The sequence below is a fragment of the Sutcliffiella horikoshii genome, assembly GCF_044809035.1.
In the GTDB taxonomy this organism is placed as follows: domain Bacteria; phylum Bacillota; class Bacilli; order Bacillales; family Bacillaceae_I; genus Sutcliffiella_A; species Sutcliffiella_A horikoshii_G.
Genome location: NZ_CP085237.1, coordinates 319,705 through 338,098, shown reverse-complemented (window position 1 = coordinate 338,098; position 18,394 = coordinate 319,705). Strand labels below are relative to the sequence as shown.

General features: G+C 40.5%; 21 protein-coding genes. 7 read left to right on the top strand and 14 right to left on the bottom strand.

Annotated features, from left to right (window positions below; translation table 11 throughout):
* Nucleotides 1–69: 69 nt before the first annotated feature.
* The 8 genes from imm40 to LG307_RS01815 form a co-directional block, all read right to left on the bottom strand.
* Nucleotides 70–411, bottom strand: a complete 342-nt coding sequence (gene imm40, locus LG307_RS01850; RefSeq protein ID WP_404447374.1) for an Imm40 family immunity protein — start codon at nt 409–411, stop codon at nt 70–72.
* A gap of 12 nt (nt 412–423) precedes the next feature.
* Nucleotides 424–930 carry a hypothetical protein gene (locus LG307_RS01845; RefSeq protein WP_404447372.1) on the bottom strand — a complete coding sequence of 169 codons (507 nt, stop codon included), beginning with the start codon at nt 928–930 and terminating at the stop codon, nt 424–426.
* A gap of 65 nt (nt 931–995) precedes the next feature.
* Nucleotides 996–1,955 (bottom strand): magnesium/cobalt transporter CorA, encoded by a 960-nt coding sequence (corA, locus tag LG307_RS01840; RefSeq protein WP_404447370.1) that lies wholly within the window; start codon nt 1,953–1,955, stop codon nt 996–998.
* A 289-nt stretch (nt 1,956–2,244) separates the two neighbouring features.
* Nucleotides 2,245–3,108, bottom strand: a complete 864-nt coding sequence (locus tag LG307_RS01835; protein WP_404447367.1) for an SDR family oxidoreductase — start codon at nt 3,106–3,108, stop codon at nt 2,245–2,247.
* Nucleotides 3,109–3,130: 22 nt separating this feature from the next.
* Nucleotides 3,131–4,276, bottom strand: coding sequence for a tRNA 2-thiouridine(34) synthase MnmA (gene mnmA / locus LG307_RS01830; RefSeq protein WP_404447365.1), 1,146 nt, complete (start codon nt 4,274–4,276; stop codon nt 3,131–3,133).
* Nucleotides 4,277–4,314: 38 nt separating this feature from the next.
* A complete protein-coding gene (locus LG307_RS01825; protein ID WP_404447362.1) occupies nt 4,315–5,259 on the bottom strand; it encodes an LLM class oxidoreductase in 945 nt (314 codons plus the stop codon).
* A 424-nt stretch (nt 5,260–5,683) separates the two neighbouring features.
* A complete protein-coding gene (locus LG307_RS01820) occupies nt 5,684–6,103 on the bottom strand; it encodes an Rrf2 family transcriptional regulator (protein WP_404447360.1) in 420 nt (139 codons plus the stop codon).
* A gap of 172 nt (nt 6,104–6,275) precedes the next feature.
* Nucleotides 6,276–6,626, bottom strand: a complete 351-nt coding sequence (locus tag LG307_RS01815) for a winged helix-turn-helix transcriptional regulator (protein ID WP_404447358.1) — start codon at nt 6,624–6,626, stop codon at nt 6,276–6,278.
* A 179-nt stretch (nt 6,627–6,805) separates the two neighbouring features.
* Here LG307_RS01815 and hxlA point away from each other — a divergent pair, with 179 nt between their 5' ends.
* From hxlA to LG307_RS01800, 3 genes are all read left to right on the top strand, one after another.
* Entirely contained in the window at nt 6,806–7,438 is a 633-nt protein-coding gene (gene hxlA, locus LG307_RS01810; RefSeq protein ID WP_404447355.1) for a 3-hexulose-6-phosphate synthase, read from the top strand.
* 8 nt (nt 7,439–7,446) lie between these two features.
* Nucleotides 7,447–8,004 (top strand): 6-phospho-3-hexuloisomerase, encoded by a 558-nt coding sequence (gene hxlB, locus LG307_RS01805; protein WP_404447353.1) that lies wholly within the window; start codon nt 7,447–7,449, stop codon nt 8,002–8,004.
* Nucleotides 8,005–8,116: 112 nt separating this feature from the next.
* Entirely contained in the window at nt 8,117–8,836 is a 720-nt protein-coding gene (locus LG307_RS01800; protein ID WP_404447350.1) for a 3-ketoacyl-ACP reductase, read from the top strand.
* Nucleotides 8,837–9,153: 317 nt separating this feature from the next.
* Here LG307_RS01800 and LG307_RS01795 read toward each other — a convergent pair whose 3' ends face one another.
* The 3 genes from LG307_RS01795 to groES form a co-directional block, all read right to left on the bottom strand.
* The gene (locus tag LG307_RS01795) at nt 9,154–9,861 is read right to left on the bottom strand and encodes a M48 family metallopeptidase (protein ID WP_404447348.1); all 708 of its coding nucleotides are present in this window, start codon (nt 9,859–9,861) and stop codon (nt 9,154–9,156) included.
* Between the two features lie 277 nt (nt 9,862–10,138).
* Complete coding sequence (gene groL, locus LG307_RS01790) at nt 10,139–11,767, bottom strand: chaperonin GroEL (RefSeq protein WP_404447345.1); 1,629 nt, start codon at nt 11,765–11,767, stop codon at nt 10,139–10,141.
* A gap of 69 nt (nt 11,768–11,836) precedes the next feature.
* Nucleotides 11,837–12,124 carry a co-chaperone GroES gene (groES, locus tag LG307_RS01785; protein WP_404447342.1) on the bottom strand — a complete coding sequence of 96 codons (288 nt, stop codon included), beginning with the start codon at nt 12,122–12,124 and terminating at the stop codon, nt 11,837–11,839.
* A gap of 474 nt (nt 12,125–12,598) precedes the next feature.
* Here groES and LG307_RS01780 point away from each other — a divergent pair, with 474 nt between their 5' ends.
* Nucleotides 12,599–13,345, top strand: a complete 747-nt coding sequence (locus tag LG307_RS01780) for a lysostaphin resistance A-like protein (protein WP_404447339.1) — start codon at nt 12,599–12,601, stop codon at nt 13,343–13,345.
* 42 nt (nt 13,346–13,387) lie between these two features.
* Nucleotides 13,388–13,594 (top strand): YdiK family protein, encoded by a 207-nt coding sequence (locus LG307_RS01775; protein ID WP_404447336.1) that lies wholly within the window; start codon nt 13,388–13,390, stop codon nt 13,592–13,594.
* Nucleotides 13,595–14,256: 662 nt separating this feature from the next.
* On the opposite strand, the gene tatC is transcribed toward LG307_RS01775, so the two are convergent.
* The 3 genes from tatC to LG307_RS01760 are packed head-to-tail and all read right to left on the bottom strand — an operon-like array spanning nt 14,257 to nt 15,894.
* Nucleotides 14,257–15,015: a twin-arginine translocase subunit TatC gene (tatC, locus tag LG307_RS01770; RefSeq protein ID WP_404447333.1), complete on the bottom strand. Its 759-nt coding sequence runs from the start codon at nt 15,013–15,015 to the stop codon at nt 14,257–14,259.
* A 17-nt stretch (nt 15,016–15,032) separates the two neighbouring features.
* A complete protein-coding gene (locus tag LG307_RS01765) occupies nt 15,033–15,215 on the bottom strand; it encodes a twin-arginine translocase TatA/TatE family subunit (RefSeq protein ID WP_404447329.1) in 183 nt (60 codons plus the stop codon).
* Nucleotides 15,216–15,255: 40 nt separating this feature from the next.
* Nucleotides 15,256–15,894 carry a redox-sensing transcriptional repressor Rex gene (locus tag LG307_RS01760; protein WP_404349029.1) on the bottom strand — a complete coding sequence of 213 codons (639 nt, stop codon included), beginning with the start codon at nt 15,892–15,894 and terminating at the stop codon, nt 15,256–15,258.
* 342 nt (nt 15,895–16,236) lie between these two features.
* Between LG307_RS01760 and LG307_RS01755 the strand changes: the two genes are divergently transcribed.
* On the top strand, nt 16,237–18,171 hold the full coding sequence (locus LG307_RS01755) for an ABC-F family ATP-binding cassette domain-containing protein (RefSeq protein WP_404450353.1): 1,935 nt from the start codon (nt 16,237–16,239) through the stop codon (nt 18,169–18,171).
* 29 nt (nt 18,172–18,200) lie between these two features.
* On the top strand, nt 18,201–18,383 hold the full coding sequence (locus LG307_RS01750) for a hypothetical protein (RefSeq protein WP_404447326.1): 183 nt from the start codon (nt 18,201–18,203) through the stop codon (nt 18,381–18,383).
* Nucleotides 18,384–18,394: the final 11 nt, after the last annotated feature.

Here is an 18,394-nt window from a genome sequence, read left to right as displayed (position 1 = left end):
CTACAGCTAGAAAAGGGGATTAGGTCATTAAATCACCTAATCCCCATAGTTCTTTCTCTTTCTTAATAACTATTCATTCTTAGAGTAGATAATAGAATAGCAATAATTATCCCCATTCTTCATGTGATAAGAATTAATGTATTCATCAGCTGTTTCCTTACTTTTAATTACATAATCAAGCCACGATGTTCCAGTGTCTCTATCTAAATACCAACTGTCATACGTTACAATCTTTTCGTCACCTTGTAACAAATATACATCTCCACCGAGAATTGCATATTTATTTTCTACTAAATAATCAATTACAATATGAACATCTTCCCATTTCCAAGCCAGTTCATTTATCCCTAAATCCTTTAGTGAAATTGCTGATTCAATGACTGATGGATGGAAAATAATTTTGTTACTCAAGATACTTCACTCCTATTTTTTAGGTCTGAATAAACGATGGTTAACTGTTACACCATCTGGCTCAATAATAAATTCAAATACCCCGTCTTTACCTTTATAATTGCCTGAGATCTCTACCAACTTTCTCTTTTTACCGTCCCCCCCTGTAATTGTCTTTACCTTACCGTATTTACCGTAAGCTTCAACACTTCTCGGAAATGCATGATAATCCCCTTGTTTCATCTGACCTACAACTTTATTTGTATATTTAATTTTCTCTAGTGGATTTGTTTTTAAAACGGTACTGCCAACTTTTTTAATAATAACAGATTTTGCAATCTGCTTTACTGCTGCTCTCAATACCTGAGAACCAACAAAATATACAACAAAAGGTATAACCGAAGAAGAAACTTCAGAAGTATTATATGTATAGATTTCACCAGTTTCTTTGTCCACGCAGCAAAAATTAGAACAAGTGAAAAAATACGCGCAGTTTGCGGAGCTGCGTTTTTCAAAAAAATAGAGCAAATCAAATAGCATATTTGGTCCTAATGGATTAAATATGCTATTTGTGTTATTTCAACGGCTCATCATTCAAAGTACTCTTACTTAAACCAACCCTTCCACTTAAACCAAATAAACAAGCTTATCCCCAAGACAGCCATGACTCCAAGGGCGACAAAGTACCCGTAATGAAAGGTCAGTTCCGGCATGTTTTGAAAATTCATCCCGTAAATTCCCGCTATAAAAGTCAATGGTGCGAAAATGGACGTGATGATGGTAAGGACCTTCATGACATTGTTGGCTTGATGGGAGTTCAGGGAAAGGTAATTATCCCGAATGTCCGCCGTCAATTCCCGGTTGGCAGTGATCATGTCAGAGAGCTTCAAAAGATGGTCATATATATCCGCGAAGTACTCTTTCCTTTTCATCACCCCATCCAGACGATGGGTGTTGAGCATGCGATACAGCAAATCCCGCATTGGGTTCATCGTATGTCTTAGCTCCAATAAAGAATACCTTGTATCAAACAGCTCTTCCATCAGCTGATTCATTGATTTGTCTTGCGTGTTTGCCTCAATCTTGTCCAGCTGATCCTCCAGCTTATATAGCAACGGAAAATAATTATCCACAATGTCGTCCAGGATTTCATAAAACACGTAATATTCATCCCAGTTTTCCACGTCTTTCGGTGGCTTGTCCAAACTCCTCCACACCTCATCCACCTCTTTAGAAGGCGCATGATGAAAACTCACGACAAAATTTTCCCCTAAAAAGAAATTCACTTCCTCCTTATGAAGCTCTTCATCCTTTTCCTGAATACTGTGCGTCACGAAAAAAGTATGATCCTCATAATGATCAAGCTTCGGCCGTTGCAATCTATGTATGCAATCCTCTATCGCCAATGGATGGAAGTGGAAAGCACTGTCCAAATGCCTTATTTCCTCTTCCGACGGTTGGTTAAAATCAACCCAAATCCATTTATAGGCGTTTCTATCGAGGTTATCAATGTTAATATTTTTATCAATTTGATGATCCTTTGTCATTCCGGCGATCCTTATCATCTGGCTTTCCCCTCACATTCGTATAGGCTTCATATACCCAGATTTGTGTGGTTTTAAAAGTGGTGGTGGATGTATTCTTTTCGGAAGCCTTAAACATTTAATGTTTTTTTCAATCATAAACAAAGAGGCTCTCCATTGTTTAGTTAACATATGGAAAGCCTCATTAAATTTTATATGATCATTCTCATGCCCATTACTATCAAAGGTTTGAGCAGCTTTTACAATATGCTGTCCGTAGTTTAAAGTTGTGACATACAACGTGTCTTAATACTTATGATGGATTCGATGTTTAAGAGATTCCATTAACAATTTGATTAAGTCCGTCACTAATTGGTGTAGCTGGACGCCCAAGAAGTTTTTCGAAGTCATTGCTTTCGACTTCAAGCGTACCTTTTCTAATGCCTGTTTGGATTTCCACAAGAAATGGAATAAGGAAATCTGGTACACCTGCACCTTTCATAATGTCTGCATAAATATTGTCATCCACTTGTTGTACAGGTACTTCTTTACCCAATACATTACCAAGAGCTGATACAAACTCTTCCTGTGTTAATAGTTTTCCAGAAAGCTCGTAGATAGTGTTTTCGTGCCCATTACCAGTCAATACCGCAACCGCAGCCTCTGCATAATCTTGTTGTAATGCCCATCCTACCTTACCGTTTCCTGCTGATGTCACCCAAGGAGCACCTGCTAGAACACCTTGAATACTTGGAATTTCATTTTCCAAGTACCAATTATTTCTTAAAAACGAATAAGGAATACCTGTTTTCATGATAGCTTCTTCTGTTGCTTTATGCGTTGGAGCAAGGAGGTTTTCACTTTCCTTTGCATTCGCTATGCTCGTATAAGCAATAAATTTCACTCCAGCACGCTCAGCCGCAGCTATTGCATTCGCGTGTTGTCGTATTCTTGTTTCATTTTCTCCATCCGCAGAAATAATTAGCAAGCGATCAACGCCAGCAAAAGCCGCATCAAGTGTTTCTGGATAATCAAAATCACCTTTTCGGACATCTACTCCTCGAGCCTGTAATCCTTCTGCTTTCTCTGGATTACGAACACTAACAGCTAATTGGTTTACTGGTACCTTTTTTAATAAAGTCTCTACAATTTTAGAACCTAATTTTCCTGTTGCTCCTGTAACTAACATTTTCATTATTATTCCCCCGATATACTTTTCATTTTAATAGTGTAGCAATGATTGAACTTTCACGGATATAGTCATTTTCCAATTTTTTAACAACACGGTCTATTGTTCCCCCACCAATACAAATATCACCATCATACAGAACAACAGCTTGTCCTGGGGTAATAGCCCTTTGTCTTTTGTGAAAATAAATCTTAGCTGTTCCATCTTCTTGCGGATAGACTGTTACCTCTTGATCCTCTTGACGGTATCTCATCTTAGCGGTACAACTAAATTCTTGCTTAAAAGTTAGATTTGTTTTAATCCAATTCATTCCAATAGCTTCTAAACCTTCTGAATAAAGTCCTTCGTTATGAACCCCTTGTCCAACAATCAGAATATTACGCTTTAAGTCTTTACCAATGACAAACCAAGGCTCCCCCGATCCGCCAATGCCAAGACCTTGACGTTGACCAATAGTATAATACATAAGACCATCATGGTGACCTTTAAATTCACCATCTGAGGTTTGCATTTCACCAGGTTGAGCTGGCAAAAAACCACTTAAAAATTCCTTGAAATTTCGTTCACCGATAAAGCAAATACCCGTACTATCTTTTTTCTTTGCTGTTGCAAGACCTGCCTCTATCGCAATCTCACGCACTTCCTTTTTGGATAAATGCCCAAGCGGAAACATAGTTTTGGATAATTGCTTTTGAGAAAGAGCATTAAGGAAGTATGATTGGTCTTTATTATGATCAGCACCTCTCAACATTCGGTATTGTCCATTTTTTTCTTCGACTCGTGCATAGTGACCTGTTGCAATATAATCAGCCCCAATTGACATCGCATGATTTAAAAACGCCTTAAATTTGATCTCTTTATTACACATGACGTCAGGATTAGGTGTCCGACCTGATTTGTACTCCTCTAGGAAGTATGTGAATACTTTATCCCAATACTGTTTTTCAAAATTAACAGCATAATACGGGATCCCAATTTGATTACAAACCTTAATCACATCTTCGTAGTCTTCAGTTGCTGTACAGAAACCACTTTCATCAGTATCATCCCAATTTTTCATAAAAATACCAACTACATCATATCCTTGCTCTTTAAGTAGCAAAGCTGTAACCGATGAATCAACACCTCCAGACATACCGACTACTACTCTTGTATTTTCTGGTTTTTTCTTCATATCTCTCACCACCTTTCTATCTCTTATTCAATTAAATGTTACTTAAATGCAGGAAACTGAGGTGCTACCTTTTCTCCTAATTCATTAATGACATCCTCTGCCGGACGTTGGCCATATTTTAAATTCAGAATAACATGATTAACTCCAATTTCTTGTAAGCGATTCAGAAATTCAATTAAAAATTTGTATCCGCTCCTAAACCCAAGGTGAATAGGAATAGGACCTTCATCCGGATCTTTTGCTAAATCAATATAAAGTGATTGAGAAAATGGCTGGAAATCATACGTTAAAGAACGCCAATCATTAATGAGTTTAGCTTGTACATCAATATTTCGCGGGTAACTAATCCAACCGTCACTGTTTTTTGCTATCCACTCTAGTGACTGTCCTGAACGACCTGTCACGAAAACTGGAATATCTGATAAAACTGGTTTTGGCAAGAGGTCTCCTTGTTCTAATCCAACTCTTTGTGAGTTGATCAGTGGGAACGACTGTTTCCATGCCTCTTTCATAACAAATAATGACTCTTGAAATAATTCGTTTCGTTCTTCTCGGTTAACTTTATATGCTGAAAATTCAATAGGTCGGTCTCCAGTTGCAATACCCAAAAGAAGCCTTTGATTGGATATTTGATCTACAGATGCAGCGGCTTTCGCTAGATCAAGTGGATGACGTAGTGTCGTCACAATGCTCCCTGTCCCTAATGCAATCTCTTTTGTTTGAGCTGCTAAGTAACCTAGAAATACCCAAGGATCATATATTTGACCAACATCACCAAAGGACGGGTCATTCAACGGAACATCTCTAACAAATAAAGAAGCGAAATTAGCCTGCTCAGCTATTCGAGCAAGATCTATCTGATGCTTTAAATCCATGACTGGGATACTTCCCTTATATGCTTCTAAAGGAAAGAATAACCCAAGTGAAAGTTTGTTTTCTTGAAATGTGCGTGAATAACCTTTGTGCTTTTCAAATTTATTCATACTTTTTAAACTCTCCCTTTTCATAACTAACCTATCAGTCTTCCTGTGTGAATAAGTGAACTTCCCTGTTAATTATGCAGTTTCTTGCTTCACTGAATGTTGATTTGCGACATGATATTTGCCCCCACTCTGTAAAAAAAACATGAATGGTCGTAATTCGGAATGGCCACATTTAGGACAATCACCAATTTCTTTCGTTATCGTTAGGCATTTGTCACAAACGTGTCTATGTTTTGCATTTGACATAACCATACATTTATCATACCTTTCTTTATTTTATTGAATGAAACCTCATAAGATTTATCGAAGTCAACTGAACTTAAAATAGTTACAGTTTACACAAAAAGAAACTTAAACCATCTAACTAAATAGCATTTATTATCTGTAACAAAAAACATTACATTTAGATCAAAAATAAAACAACTTATTTATATTGTTTTATTTTCTTTAAGATGGATGCAATGGAAATACGATCGAGGTACGCTGAAAAATATTGATCGGTTTCCTCAAAGACCTCATCCATCACAAGTTGAATATTAGAAGCAACCACACATTCCTCTTCAGGATCTCCGGAGCACCAATTGGGTTTAATCGTTGCACTTGACACTGAGCGATAGATTTGCCCCAATGTAATTTCATCAGGATCTCTTTGAAGAATGTAGCCTCCTCCTATTCCTTCCTTTGTTCGTACAAATCCATGGTTACGCAAACAACTCATTATTTTACGAATTCTTGCTGGATTTGTGGAAACATTGTCTGCAATCTTTTGACTACTTGCCATATGATCAGGCAAATGCGCTAAAAGAACTAAGCTATGAACGGCTATCGTAAATTCACTATTCATGGATTTCACTTCCTCTTGGCATCTGTACTGTAATATTAATTAATACAGTTTAAAAAGTCAATGAAACGATTATTTACATTTATACTAATTTTTAGCAGTAATTAAAAAAGAGGTTGACCACCTCGACCGGAGCCAACCATAAATCACCAGTTAAAATTCACTTAATTGACTTTTATCTTACTAAAGGATTCAACCCAGCAGTTTCCATATAATCTTTTCCCCAGGTATACATAGCATCGAGAATCGGCATCAAGCTTCTTCCTTGTTCAGTAAGGGAGTATTCTACTTTTGGAGGAACCACGGGATAGACTTCGCGTTTTACAATCAAGTCTTCTTCCAGTTCTCGCAATTGATTAACTAGCATTCTCTGCGTGATCCCTGGCATAAGAGCTTTCAATTCACCAAATCGCTTCGTTCCCTCTTTCCCTAGATGCCATAGTATAAGCATCTTCCATTTACCACCGATAACGGAAAGTGTTAATTCTTTTTCACAATTAAACATCTTTTCCTGCATTCGCGACATTTATCATCACCTCCATATTTATTATAGCCCATAGTATACTTTTTAACACTATGTAAAATAAAAGTGCGTACTATTAATATTAAAACATACGTTGTATACTTGCAATTGTTCAGTGAGAGGCCATGATATTCCTTATTGCACTGTACAACAATAAAAAAAAATTATAGGAGTGAATATAGATGGAATTACAATTAGCATTAGATTTAGTAAACATTCCAGAAGCAATTGAGTTAGTTAAAGAAGTGGAGGATCACATTGATATCGTTGAAATCGGTACACCGGTTGTAATCAATGAAGGACTTCATGCAGTAAAAGCAGTAAAAGAAGCATTCCCTAACTTAAAGGTATTAGCAGACCTGAAAATCATGGATGCAGCTGGTTATGAAGTGATGAAAGCTTCTGAAGCTGGTGCTGATATCGTGACAATTCTTGGAACTGCTGAAGATATGTCCATTAAAGGTGCTGTTGAAGAAGCGAAAAAACAAGGTAAAAAAATCCTTGTTGATATGATTGCTGTTAAAGATCTTGCTGGACGTGCAAAAGAAGTGGACGCTATGGGCGTTGATTATATTTGTGTTCATACTGGCTATGATCTTCAAGCAGTTGGAAAGAACTCTTTTGAAGATTTACAAACCATCAAAGGTGTTGTAAAAAATGCTAAGACTGCAATCGCAGGTGGTATTAAATTAGACACACTTCCAGAAGTCATCAACGTACAACCAGACCTTGTCATTGTAGGTGGCGGGATTACTGGACAAGCTGATAAAAAAGCTGCTGCTGCAAAAATGCAACAAATGATTAATCAAGGGTAATTCAAATCATGAATACAACTCAATACCTAGCTAGAATCATAAAAGAGTTAATTCGCTTCCTAGATTTAATTTCCAATGATGAAGCTGAAAAATTAGTTAATGGGATTCTTGAATCAAAAAAAATCTTTGTTGCTGGTGCAGGTAGATCTGGATTTATGGCCAAATCATTCGCCATGCGAATGATGCACATGGGGATAGATGCCTATGTGATTGGCGAAACAGTAACCCCTAACTTTGAAAAAGGTGACATCTTAATCATTGGATCAGGTTCAGGAGAAACGAAAGGTTTAGTTTCCATGGCCGAGAAGGCAAAAAGCATCGGTGGGACTATTGCAGCTGTAACGATTTTCCCTGAGTCCACTATTGGACAATTAGCGGATATCACTATTAAGTTGCCTGGCTCACCTAAAGATCAGTCGGAGAGTGATTTTAAGACGATTCAACCAATGGGCTCATTATTTGAGCAAACACTTTTACTATTTTACGACGCTGTGATTCTTCGCTTCATGGAGAAAAAAGGTTTGGATACCAATAAAATGTACGGTAAACATGCTAACTTAGAATAAATATATTAATCCTCAAGTTCTAAATAGGAAAGACCGCAAGCTGTATATAAGCAAGTTTGCGGTCTTTCTGCTACAATGAACTACTATTTATAATAATTTTAGGAGTGATAAAATGATTTCTTTAAATGGAAAAACTGCAATAGTTACTGGCGCAGGAAGAGGTATTGGCCGTGCTACTGCTATCGCCTTAGCCAAAGAAGGCGTTCATTTAGGCCTAATCGGCTTAAATATGTCTAATCTAGAAAAGGTAGCTGCTGAACTAGCACAATTTGATGTTAAGGTTTCTGCAGCAACAGCAGATGTGACCGATCTTGAATCCGTTACCCATGCTGTTGAACATATCAAATCAGACTTAGGCCCAATTGATATCCTTATCAACAATGCTGGTGTTGCTAAATTTGGTGGGTTCCTTGATCTAACACCACAAGAATGGGAAAAAATCATCCAAGTCAATTTAATGGGTGTGTATAATGTAACAAGAGCAGTATTACCAGGAATGATCGAAAGAAAATCAGGAGATATCATCAATATCTCTTCATCTGCTGGCCAAAAAGGTGCTCCTGTTACAAGTGCCTACAGTGCTTCTAAATTCGCTGTTTTAGGACTAACAGAATCACTAATGCTAGAAGTAAGAAAACATAATGTCCGTGTCACTGCTTTAACACCAAGTACGGTCGTTACAGATTTAGCGATTGATACAAATCTTGTTAAAGGTAATGAAGAAAACGTGATGCACCCAGAAGATCTTGCAGAATTAGTCGTGGCTAGTTTGAAATTTAATCCAAGAGTATTCATTAAAACAGCTGGATTATGGTCTACAAATCCAACATAAATAAAAGCAGATCCGGTGGGGTCTGCTTTGTTAGTTCGTACAAAATACTTTTATATGTATCCGTGATACAAGGACAGTGCTTTCTTCAAATTAATAATTAACTGATTAACTGATTAACTTCATTCTGCAATAATTTTCTCTTTGAACATCCTCTCATCTCACTTGAACAAATCATGGGTCGGCTCACTCATAATGATCATGAATCACGAAAAATGTGAATCTAAATTTAACCAAAGAAATAAAAAACTTAATATCTATTATCTATTCATAAATAAAAGAGGCTCTCCACTTATCAACTAATGGCAAGCCTCTCCTCCCTAAATAGTCATCTTCCAACTTGACAGCGCCAACCAATTTTCCTGCTCTTTATAATTAGGCGATATTTTCCCTACAAGTCGCCAGAAGGATCGGTCGTGATTAAGATGAATCATATGGCACATTTCGTGTACTACTACATAATCAATTACTTTCATTGGAGCCATGGCCAACTTCCAATTGAAAGTTAACTGTAATTGGGAATCACAGGTTCCCCATGTAGTTTTACTATCAGATATACGGATAGACCGTGGTTTTACTTTAAAGTTACTTTGATAGGATCTTACACTCTTCTCCACTATTGCTTTGCATTGCTGATAATAAAATCTCTTTAAAGCTTGTTTTATCTTTCCGTCCTCCACCTGTTTCACATATACACTTAACTGTTTTTCATCAAACACGACATAATCTTGTTCAATAGTGATATCTTGATAAACCTTCACAGGATAGGAGTTTCCTAAATAAAGAACCCTCTCCTCCTGACTGTATTCCTTCTCCTGCTCCCCAAGCAGTCTGTCCTTCATCTCCTTTGATTTTTCTTGAATCAGTTCCCACCTTTCCTCCAGCAATTGAATCACTTTTTCATCCTCTGTACCTTTAGGAGCCTGGACTTCCACATTTCCATAAACGTCCATACGAATTGCAATGGATTTGCGATTTTTGTATTTTATCTCAAAATGGATGGTTTCTCCTGAATATGTATGTATCATGTTATCACCTTACTTCAATGTACTTTTTCAAGTAATTATATTTGATTTTGACTGGAAAAAGTAGCGGAGATTAATTCCTTACTTCAATTTCCTAGTTCCAAAAGGATGCCAGAATATGCATCTCCACATACACAAAGAAATGAAAAAAGAAGCCTCTCAAAAGTTCGCTGAACTCATGAGAAGCCTCCGTTAATCTACCTCTATGTTAGCAAAATGTTAGCATTTCACTCTCACCTTACTATCAAATCCTTCTAAACCAAGGGTTTTGAGGAGCGAATTACATCATTCCGCCCATTCCACCCATGCCGCCCATGTCAGGCATTCCGCCGCCACCCTCTTCTGGGATGTCTGCTACTACTGCTTCGGTAGTTAGGAACATCGCAGATACGGATGCTGCGTTTTGTAGTGCAGAACGAGTTACTTTGGTTGGGTCAACGATACCAACTTCAAGCATGTTTACCCACTCGCCTGTTGCTGCGTTGAATCCAATTCCGATTTCTTCTTTCTTTAGACGATCTACGATAACAGATCCTTCTAGACCAGCGTTGTGCGCGATTTGGCGTACTGGTTCTTCCATTGCACGTAGTACGATGTTGATACCAGTTGCTTCGTCGCCTTCTGCTTGGATTTGTGCTACTTTGTTGTAGATGTTCACGAATGCTGTACCACCACCGGCTACGATTCCTTCTTCTACAGCAGCACGTGTGGAGTTAAGAGCATCTTCAATGCGAAGTTTGCGCTCTTTAAGTTCTGTTTCTGTTGCCGCTCCAACTTTGATTACAGCTACGCCGCCAGCGATTTTAGCTAGGCGCTCTTGTAATTTTTCACGGTCGAATTCAGAAGTTGTATCTTCTAATTGTGCACGGATTTGGCCAACGCGAGCTTGGATTTCGTCTGTGTTGCCGTGTCCGTTAACAACTGTCGTGTTTTCTTTAGTAACAACGATTTTGTCAGCGCGTCCTAATTGGCTGATGTTCGCAGTTTTTAGTTCAAGACCTAGTTCTTCTGTGATCACTTCTCCGCCAGTCAGTACTGCGATGTCTTGAAGCATTGCTTTACGACGGTCACCGAATCCAGGAGCTTTAACTGCTACTGCATTGAATGTTCCACGTAATTTGTTCACTACTAATGTAGCCAACGCTTCGCCTTCTACGTCTTCTGCAATCAATAACAACGGCTTGCCTTGTTGTACTACTTGCTCAAGAACTGGAAGGATTTCTTGGATGTTCGTGATTTTCTTATCTGTGATTAACACATAAGGGTTTTCAAGAACGGCTTCCATTTTGTCGGAGTCTGTTACCATGTATGGTGATGCATATCCACGGTCGAATTGCATACCTTCTACTACTTCAAGCTCTGTAGTGAAGCCTTTGGACTCTTCAAGCGTGATAACGCCGTCGTTACCAACGCGCTCCATTGCTTCAGCGATCAATTGACCAACTTCTTCGTCCGCTGCAGAGATAGCTGCAACTTGTGCGATAGAAGCTTTGCCTTCGATTGGTTTAGAGATTGTTTTTAATTCTTCGATTGCAACCGCAACCGCTTTTTCGATTCCTTTACGAACGCCCATTGGGTTCGCTCCAGCTGTCACGTTCTTTAATCCTTCACGGATCATTGCTTGCGCAAGAACCGTTGCAGTTGTAGTACCGTCACCGGCAACATCGTTAGTTTTGCTTGCAACTTCCGCTACAAGTTTTGCACCCATGTTTTCGAATGCATCTTCTAATTCGATTTCTTTCGCGATGGTCACACCGTCGTTCGTGATTAGTGGAGAACCGAATTTCTTTTCAAGTACTACGTTACGTCCTTTTGGTCCTAATGTTACTTTCACTGCATCAGCTAGTTTGTCTACACCGCGAAGCATGGAGCGACGGGCTTCTTCACTGAACTTAATTTCTTTTGCCATGATAGATAGACCTCCTTAGGAAATTTTAATTTTTATAGGTAATGCGGCAACTCTCTGTCCGCTAGATGATTATTTGCTTACTACTGCAAGTACGTCTGTTTCTTTTAGGATTAGAAGTTCTCTTCCTTCGAATTTCACTTCAGTTCCTGCGTATTTAGAGAAGATTACGTTGTCGCCTTCTGCTACTTCAAGTGCTACACGCTCTCCGCTTTCTAGTACGCGGCCAGTTCCTACTGCTACTACTTTACCCTCTTGAGGTTTTTCTTTCGCAGAGTCCGGTAATACGATACCACTTGCCGTTTTTTCCTCTGATTGAACAAGTTCAATTACAATGCGATCGCCTAATGGCTTTAACATGAAAACAACCTCCTTGGTTTCATATGTAATATTTTTTTATTAGCACTCTTATCACTTGAGTGCTAACACAATTATTATAATAATGAATCTGCTTCTGTTTTGCAAGTATCTTTACCTAAAAAATTTTCGACTTGCAACCCTTTTCATTATCTTCATGCCCTCCGTGTTTTAAACATATAAGTTTTCGTAAAATCGGCGCATTAAGGGAAACCTTATCGTTATAAGGACATATAGATTATATGGTACAATACGAAAAGTGAATAATGCATAAGGCTCTTTTCACAAAGGTAGTTGATATACTCTAGTAAAAAGTCGGCAATTGGACTTTTTACCGCTTAGCTACTATATATTTCTGTGTAATCTTTTCTGATTTGAAACGAAAAGAGCACGACAGTATGGAGTATAACGAGCATTTTATTTATACGATAAAACCACAACTAATACGAAAACAGCCTTATAAAAGAGGAGCTTATTATGACAAAAAACTATTGGTACGTCATTATTACATATGTCCTGATGCAGCTGTCCGGATTACTTGGTTACCCGCTGTTGATCTGGCTTGGCGTCGGGGAAGGCATGGAGCGCGCAACCAGAGAGCCCTATCTCATCGGCGTCTGGGCATTTATCAGTTTTACTATTGGATTGGCCATCGTTGCCTGGATACTCCGCAACGAATGGACAAAAGGGGACTTCCGAGGCGAAACAGCTTCCGTCCCAAAAACAGTACTCTGGTCGGTGGTCGGCTTTCCAATGGCATTGATCGGGCAGGCGCTTGCCGCACAAATTCAAATGCAGCTTTTCGGCATTCAGCCTGGATCTGAGAACACGCAGCAGATTATGGGGTTTGTCACCGCATTTCCTGTCATGATTTTTGCCGTCGCTGTCGCTGGACCGATCTTAGAGGAAATCATTTTCCGGAAGATCATTTTCGGTGCCATCTATAAGAAATTCAACTTTGCCATCGCATTGACGGTGAGTTCGCTGCTTTTTGCCGTGGTCCATCAAGATTTCAAGCATCTGCTCATATACTTTGTCATGGGAGGCATTTTTGCTTTCCTATATGTCAAAACAAACCGCATTATCGTTCCGATCATCGCCCACGTTGCCATGAACTCGTTTGTGGTTATCGTGCAATATGTGTTCCGGGATGATATTGAAGACATGATGCGTCAAATGGAAGAAATGCAACAGAACTTACCGAATTTCATTTCGCTCTTTTAAACAGCTCTCCGTTAGAGCTGAACTTACCTGGAGGATTTGCACATGAAAATAACACCATTACGAATGGTTTTCTTCTATGCCATCATGGGCAGCTTGTTCTTGTACCTGGCGATTGTTTCTGTGAAGGACACCATCTGGCACTGGCACACCATCCTGCTGATGCTCATCGCCACCTTTGATTTTGGCGTTGCCATTCGGTCTTATCTGCTGCATCAGAAGATTAAAGAGATACAAGAGAAGAAAAAGTGATTGGAGACTCGTACCTGTTTGTGGGTGCGGGTTTTTTTATTTGGGGGAGTCTGGGGATCCAGTTGATTTCCGTTTCAGGCGCTTCGCTTGCCTGCGGGCGTCTTCGCGCCTTTCACTGCAATCAACTTGGGGTTAGCACTTACTGGGGGATGTTTTGGGTTGGTTTTTACTAAAAGTGGTTTTGGGTAATTAGGGTTTGTGCTTTTTGGGTTGGGGCGCGGATGCTTTTGGAATGTTACCTATTTTGAAGAAAAACAGTGGGAAATCACTCGTTTTGAGGCGCTCTGGGAGGGTTCGGTCAATTCGTTCAGGTGTTCGGACAATTTCCTCGGTTTTTAGCAGGGGGTTCGGACATTTGAAGGTGTTGTTCGGTCAACTTTCAACGACCTTTGGACATCTCACATTTTCGTTCGGTCAAATTCGTAAAAACTTCGGTCAACTTTGCCAAATCTTTGGTCACTTTCGGGGAAACTTCGGCCAACTTTCGAAAATCTTCGGACATTTGACACGATTGGCCCTGTCATCTGTCCCTTTGACCCACTGATCCAGTCCATCGCTCCCGTGCTCCTGTCTCGACACCCCATCTAAATATCCCCCGCAACCTCCTCCAAAACCAAAAACAAGCCCGCCCCCTTCTCAAAAAGGGATGAGCCTGCTTACATCTAATTATTCATCTTCTCTTCCTGCTCCATCAACGCTGCCGCTTTCTGCGCTTTTCTATATGAAACGCGAGAAATCACAATGCTGATTTCATAAAGTATGAACAGCGGGACAGTTACCATCAAATGCGAGATCAGTTCTGGCGGGGTGATCAACCCACCAACCACAAGCAGGGAAAAGTAAGCGAACTTACGGATTTCCACCAAGAAGCTTGGGGTTATGAGGCCAAGTCTTGTTAAGAACATCACAATTACCGGCATTTGAAACAGTATCCCAAACGGGAGGGTCAGCTGAAACAAGAATTGAAAGTATTCATTGATTCCGATTACCTGGTTGATTTCCAACCGGTCTGCAAGTCTACCCATGAAATCCACAACAAACGGGAATAAAATGAAGTAAGAGAAAGCTAGTCCGCTTAAAAACAGGAAAATGGAAATTGGTATATAGCTTAACGTAACTCTCCGCTCTTTTTCCAACAAGCCTGGGCTGATGAAGGCCCAAAGCTGATAGAGCGTGATAGGGAACGTTATGATAAATGCAATTAGAAAGGCGAATTGCATAAAGATCTTGATCGGGTCTGTCATACGAAAGGCGTTCATCGTCAGCTCTTTCGCTTCATCTGTTTGCTGTAAATAGACAATGATCGGTTCGGCCAAGAAGAAGCCGCCGATTGCCGAAACGAAAAAGAAGGATGCTGTGATGATGATTCTTTTTCGGAGCTCGCCTATATGGTCATACACCGACATTTCTCTATCTAGCATATATGTTCATCCTTACATTACTTCGTTTCTTCTTTTTTCTCTTTAACGTCGTCGTCATCAGCCAATCCTTTTGTTGCGTTTTTGAATTCGCGCAACGTGTTCCCTGCTGCTTTCCCAAGTTGAGGCAACTTGCTTGGACCGAAAATAAGTAGTGCTGCAAATACAATAAGTAAGAGGCTTCCCATTCCTAATGAACCCATATTTGACACCTCCTCGAAATATTCTTATTCTACATCTTTTTTACTCGCTTGGATAGTGCTTGAGAAAATATACCAATGACTGCAGTTCCACCGCCAAATCAATATGATGGATGCGTATCTCTTCTGGAACATTGATACGTGCCGGTGTAAAGTTCAGTATGCCCTTTACTCCCTTTTCTACAAGTCTATCCGCTATTGGCTGCGCTACCGGAGCCGGAACCGTCAAGATGGCTACCGTAACATTCTCTGGCATTTGCTCTTCAATATCGTCTAAATGATAAACAGGGACTCCTCCGATTTCCGAGCCGATCTTGGACTCGTCCACATCAAAGGCCATCACTATTTTCGTATTATTGTTTTTCATAAAATTATAATGTAGGAAGGCGGTTCCTAAATTACCTACACCTATTAGAGTAACATATGTCAATTCATCTTGGTCGAGCGTTTTCCTGAAAAAAGTTAACAAATATTGAACATTATATCCATATCCCTTTTTCCCCAACGCACCAAAGTAACTGAAGTCCCGGCGGATCGTGGCGCTGTCCACCTTAACCGCTTCACTAAGCTCTGCCGATGACACGCGCTGCTTGCCAGACGAATGCAAGTTCTGGATGAAACGATAGTATAACGGCAGGCGCTTTGCCGTTGCCTGTGGAATTTTCATTTGTTCGCTATTCATTCTACTCCCCCATTTGTCGAACCTGTTTGCCCTTCTATTTTAACACGGAACGAAAACGATTACATTTCTATCTCTATACTATTTTCCCTCACGTTGGGCCCAGTGCGGAATCGGGCGAAAATCTGGATTTACGGGCGATATTTTGAAATTACGGGCGACTTTTCAAATTTACGGGCGATTTTCGACTCGAATCGGGCGAAAATAAAAAAATACCGGCGATAATCTCAATTTACGGGCGATTCGCCCAAAACCAGCCCCTCTATCAAAAGCAAGATACCCAAAATCTTGATGTAAACCCTAAAGAAAGATACACTTAATTTAGAATTACTCGAGGTGAAGATGATGATTATTTTACAAGTTAATCAGTTGACCAAATATTTTGGCGCTGACCTTATTTTATCGAATATAAAACTAGAAGTACAATCCAAAGATAGAATTGCCCTAGTAGGACGCAACGGGGCTGGAAAATCCACATTATTAAAAATCATATCCAATCAGCTTTCCTTTGATTCAGGGGACCTGATTAAACCTAAAGGCGTGTCGATCGGCTATCTTGCACAGGACACAGGCTTGCAGACTGAGCGCTCGATCTGGGATGAGATGCTGACCGTGTTCGCCGGCCTGCGCGAACTCGAAACACAGATGCGCACATTGGAAGCGAAAATGGGAGATCCCGCTTACTTTGAAGATGAGACGCAATATGCTCGCATTCTCAAAGAATATGACGAGGTGCAAGAAGCCTTCAAGCAAAAAGGCGGCTTTCAATATGAAGCAGATATCCGCTCCGTCCTGCACGGACTGCGCTTTTCCGAATATGATTATGAAACACCGATTGAAACGCTCAGTGGCGGACAACGGACCCGCTTAGCACTGGCGAAACTGCTTTTGACCAAGCCGGACCTCTTGATCCTGGATGAGCCGACCAATCACTTGGACATCGACACGCTTTCTTGGCTGGAAAACTACCTTCAAGGATACCCTGGTGCCCTGCTGATTGTTTCGCATGACCGCTATTTCTTGGACAAGGTCGTGAACATTGTTTATGAAATTTCTCGTAAGCAATCCGCAAAGTTCATCGGTAACTACAGCAAGTACTTAGACCAGAAGGCCGAGCAGTACGAACGCGAAATGAAGATGTTTGAAAAACAACAGGGCGAGATTGCCAAACTGCAAGATTTTGTCGCAAAGAACCTTGCCAGGGCTTCTACGACCAAGCGTGCCCAAAGCCGTCGCAGGCAGCTCGAGAAGATGGACGTGATGGACCGTCCGAAAGGCGATGAAAAGTCTGCCTCCATCATGTTTGATATCGACCGCCAAAGTGGCAACGATGTCCTGAAGGCGAAAGATTTGTCTGTTTCCTATGATTCGAATCCTGTTTTCCGCCATGTCGACTTTTCCATGAGCCGCGGTGACAGTGTGGCACTTGTCGGGCCAAACGGAATCGGAAAGTCTACCTTATTAAAGACGCTTGTTGGAAAATTAAAGCCACTGGACGGGACCTTCTCCTTTGGCGCCAATGTGTCGATCAGCTATTACGATCAGCAACAGGCAGATCTCACCTCCAACAAAACCGTTCTAGCGGAGCTTTGGGATGAATACCCTCAGAAAATGGAGAAGGAGATCCGGACCGTTCTTGGAAACTTTTTATTTTCAGGCGATGACGTCTTGAAGCCGGTATCCACGTTGAGTGGTGGCGAAAAGGCGCGACTTGCCCTTTCCAAGCTGATGATGGAACGCTCAAATGTCCTGATTTTGGATGAGCCGACCAACCACTTGGACTTGGACAGCAAGGAGATCCTCGAGAATGCTCTCATAGATTATCCAGGCACGATCCTTTTCGTTTCCCATGACCGTTATTTCATCAACCGGTTGGCAACGAAGGTTTATGAGCTGAGTACGGTTGGCGCCACAGAGTACCTGGGCGACTATGACTATTATGTCGAGAAAAAAGAAGAGGCGTTGGAGCTTGAGCGATTGGAAGCGGAGACTGCCTCATCTAAAAAGGCCCCTTCAACCATGGTTACTGAGGCACCTGAGAAAATGAGCTACGAACAGGAAAAAGAGGCAAAGCGCCTCGAACGCCAGCGCAAACGTCGCGTGGAAGAGATCGAAAAAGAAATGGAAGAGCTTGAACAAAAAATCGAGCATAACGAAAGCGAGCTCTGTTTGCCGGAAGTCTATCAGGACCACGAGAAAGTGCTCGAACTGAACACTGCGAACGAAGCCTATCAGGAAAGGCTTCTTGTGTTGATGGAGGAATGGGAAGAGCTTGTCTAAGTAGATTCATGGATTTTAGGGGGATATGGATGAATAGATTTTTCTCGATTGTTTTATTAATGGTCATTATTATTAACACCATCAGATACTTTTACTATATTTTTACCGGCCCGATTGAAGCGTATTATTTCGTCATGCTGGCCATCAACCTTGCAGGGTTGGGCATTGGGATTTACTATTTATTTTTCCAAAAGAAAAGACAGCGTAACTAGCAACAAAACCG